We start from the raw sequence: 3,996 nt of genomic DNA, 5'->3' as shown, positions 1-3,996 counted from the left end.
GTCTTATTTGCAAATCCACTCAAAACCACAAAGGCCAGAAAAATCGGCATTTTGGACAGAATGGATTCCAGAAACGCACAAACAAATGCGCCCTGAATACGGCTCTTATAATGGTCGGAAAGTTTCAATATTCTTGAAAACAAAGCAAACATTTATTTCCCCTCCTTTGCAGTATGTACTTTCCACTCGGCGCTGTCCTGTGCCGCTTTCCACAACTTTTGATATTCTGGGCAGGACTGGATCAGCTCCTGATGTTTACCCGTTGCAACCAGCTTTCCGTGATCCATAACACAAATCTGATCTGCGTTCATAATGGCTGGTAATTTGTGCGCGATAACCACAAGGGTCTTACCTTTTACAAGCTCTGCAATGGCAGCTTCCATCTTTTCCTCATTTTCGGGATCGGCATAGGCAGTTGCCTCGTCAAGCACCACAATTGGAGCATCTTTTAAGATTGCCCTTGCCAGAGAAATACGCTGGTGCTGACCGCCGGAGAGCATTTTTCCTGCATCACCAGCCATTGAATGAATACCCTGCGGAAGTTTCTCAAGGAACTCCATACACTGAGCTTTCTTTGCGGCCTCCACCACTTCTTCATCCGTTGCGTTCAGCCGACCAAGCCGAATGTTTTCAAGCAGAGAGGTGTTGAACAGGTATTGATCCTGCGCCACATAGGAAATACGGCTGTTGAGTGCTTCAAGGCTCATATCGCATAATTTCTGCCCACCGATGGAAATACTGCCTTTCTGTGGGTCATAATAGTGAATCAGCAGTTTCGCTAATGTACTCTTGCCGGAGCCAGATTCACCAACAAGGGCTGTTTTCTGTCCAGCTTTTGCCGTAAAGGAAATGTCATGGAGAACTTCATCCTCAATTACAACAGGCTTTCCATCCGGGCCGGGCTGTGTGGTCTGATAAGCGAAAGAAACATGGTCATAAGTAATGGTGTCATCTTTCCCGTGGAACGCATCTTCTGTCTGCTGGAGCTCTGGCGCATCCAACACCTGCTCCAATGCAGAAATTTTATAGTTGAGCTGGGGCATGGTAGGCAGGAAACCGAGAGATTTCAGCAGTGGCATACCAATACTTAAAGAAAGACACAGTACCAAGATCAAATTAGGCAAAGTAGACCAGCCAGAGAGAACGAACCATGCGCCAACAGGTAAAGTCAGAATAATGGTGCATGGAAGCAGACTGCTGTAAATTGCCATCCACGGCCACGCCGCCTTGTACCACGCCAGAGTATAGTCCCGATAATCTGATACATCTTTGCGGAACCGCTCATAGGAATCTGCGTCCTTATTGAATACCTTGACAACCTCCATACCATTGATGTACTCAATGATCGTGTTGTTCATTTTCTGTGCAGACTGATAGTAGGGACCCATGCGCTTCATTCCAACAGAGTACATAATGACCATGGAGAGCAGGCTGATCGGGATAGAGGCCAAAGACATAAGAGCCAGTTTCCAGTCCGCACAAAACATAGCAACATAAATCACCAGCGGAATCAGTAAATTTGCGATACCCTCTGGGACTGAATGAGCAAGGAGCAATTCCAAGCTGTCCACATCATCGACAAACAGCTTTTTGATTGTCCCTGTCCCTTTTTCCTCCACAATGCCAAGGGGAAGTTTCTCAAACTTCTTTTGCAGAGATACCCGCAGCCGGAACAATGTGTTATATGCTGCTTTATGAGAAATTGATAATCCCCATCCATAAAAAAACGCCTGCAAAACAAGACAGATCAAAACCCCTATAACACGCAATAAAACAAATTCTGTTTCAACAGAATCGCCCATAACCAATGGCGAAATGACCTGATAGGCCAGCACAAAAGGCAGGATGCCCATAAGAACGCTGACCAGTACGACAACCGTGGCCACATACATATTTTTCTTATATGGCCCTGCGTACTCAAAGATTTTTTTGAACATAAGCCCTCCTTATATTGAGCCGTACTGTCTGTGCTTCAAAAATAAGAGGCCGCCAAAGTAAAGCGGCCTCTTATCATTATCTTTCTGTCCAGTCAAGGCGGCCCTGACATTCATAATTTCTAAAATTCACTGGCGGATTCGGAAAAAATCCAAAACCTTTTTACTGCCGGATTCGTCCAATGGATAGCTTTCTTTTACTTGCCCTTTTTCCATATGGACTACATACGAACATCCCGCCATCACCAACTCCGGATCATGCGTAATAACAAGAAGCGTTTTGCCCTGATCCGCGAGTGACTTCAAACTCCGCGCAACTTCCCGCATATGTTTGAGATCAAGCCCGCTTGTTGGTTCGTCAAACACAATGATCTCCCGGTTACTCACAATGGCAGACGCGATCGCTACCCGCTGTTTTTGCCCGCCGGAAAGAGAAAGCGGGTGCCTGTCTTTATATTCCAGCAGATCAAACTGTTTAAGGATTTTATCCACAACAGTTTCATCCTTGTTGTCCATGCTCAGAAGCACTTCATCCGCCACGCTTTCGGTAAATAGCTGATGGCTGGTATCCTGCATTACCATGTAGCAATGTTTGAGCCGGGCTTTCCAATCAAGGGTTTTCCCGTCAACCTGCAAAAAGCCACACTTCTTTTCCAGTCCGCAAATACAGCGGGCCAGAGTAGATTTTCCAGCGCCATTCAGACCGATAATGGCAATCGTTTCTCCAACAGGCAGTTCTGCACTCGGAATATGGAGGCTTTCCGGTTCCCGCTTTTTATACGCAAAGCAGAAATTTTGAAATTCCATCTGTTTAGCTGTATGCGCCTGATACTGATTCGCAGGCTTCAACTTCGAGAGAGAAAACGGCCGCAGCCCCATTTCTTTTCGAGTGCCATCCGATAAGCTGTCAAATTCAGCAGGCGTGTATTCCCGTTCAATCTCCCCATCTTTTACATACAGCACACGATCTGCAAGATCGTGAAGGTAGTAAAGGCGGTGTTCTGCGATCAGAATTGTTTTGCCCTGCTTTTTCCAGAGGCTTAGGACCTGCCGCAGGTCATCAATAGCAGCCATATCCAAATTAGAAGATGGTTCGTCCAGGACCATAATTCCCGGCAGCAATACACTTGATGAAGCACAAGCTATTTTTTGCTTTTCGCCTCCGGACAGAGCAAACACGCTTCGCCCCATCAAATCTTCAATATGATAATCGGAAACTGTCCGGTCAATCCTTTTCAGGATATCCTCCTGAGGATAGCCTAAATTTTCACAGGCAAAGGCTAATTCACTATCCGTATCCACGTTGAAAAACTGACTTTTGGGATTCTGGAATACAGATCCCACCATAGCAGCCAAGTCATAAAGCGGCGTATCTGATACGCTTTTTCCGTCCAGAAGGACATCGCCCTCTAAATTGCCCTCGTAATAATGAGGCACCAGCCCGTTTACCAAACGGGTAATCGTTGTTTTCCCACAGCCGGATTCTCCCGTGAGTAAAACAAATTCCCCTGTGTTTATGGTGAGATTGACATTTCTAATCCCTCCGCCGCTGGATTCTTCACCATAAGAAAAAGAAACATTTTGAAAATCTATCATGGCAAAATCCCTCCTGCGGAAATTATCGGGGAAGCAATCGCCCAAAACACTACAAAGCAACAAAACAAGATCAGCACCACATCGGCAAAATTGAATTTAAGCTGGCAAATGTTTGTGCGTTTGACAGGAGCGCCGAGGCCACGGGTAATTGCCGCAGCGGAAAGTTCCTCACCGATTTTCACGGAGCAGGTAATCATCGGGATCAGCTTATACTCCAATATTTTTGAAGATTTTTTCCCTCCAAGTTTAATCCCACGCATTTTCATAGCGTCACTGATTGCTTCTGACTCCTGAAAGACAGTTGGAAAGAAGCGGAACATGACCGTTAAGGGGATCGTCACTTCTTTAGGCATATGGATTCTTTCCATGCCGGAAATCAATTCACTGACCGTTGTTGTTTTCACTGCATAGGCAGCAATCGCAACACTGGGAAGGATTCGGCAGAAGAATCCTGTTGTAAACAGAA

The 3,996-nt window shown here is 45.9% G+C and carries 3 protein-coding genes; all 3 read right to left on the bottom strand.

Going from position 1 to position 3,996, the window contains the following annotated elements; genetic code table 11:
* Positions 1-152 precede the first annotated feature (152 nt).
* Complete coding sequence (locus LIQ05_RS18985; protein WP_015535745.1) at positions 153-1,937, bottom strand: ABC transporter ATP-binding protein; 1,785 nt, start codon at positions 1,935-1,937, stop codon at positions 153-155.
* 126 nt (positions 1,938-2,063) lie between these two features.
* Positions 2,064-3,530: an ABC transporter ATP-binding protein gene (locus LIQ05_RS18980; protein WP_055238779.1), complete on the bottom strand. Its 1,467-nt coding sequence runs from the start codon at positions 3,528-3,530 to the stop codon at positions 2,064-2,066.
* On the bottom strand, positions 3,527-3,996 hold a 470-nt coding region (locus tag LIQ05_RS18975; RefSeq protein WP_226822892.1), incomplete at its 5' end, for an energy-coupling factor transporter transmembrane component T. The genes LIQ05_RS18980 and LIQ05_RS18975, both read right to left, overlap by 4 nt.

It is taken from the genome of Blautia glucerasea (assembly GCF_020537505.1).
Taxonomy (GTDB): Bacteria; Bacillota; Clostridia; order Lachnospirales; family Lachnospiraceae; genus Blautia_A.
This window is presented reverse-complemented; position numbering and strand designations above follow the sequence as displayed.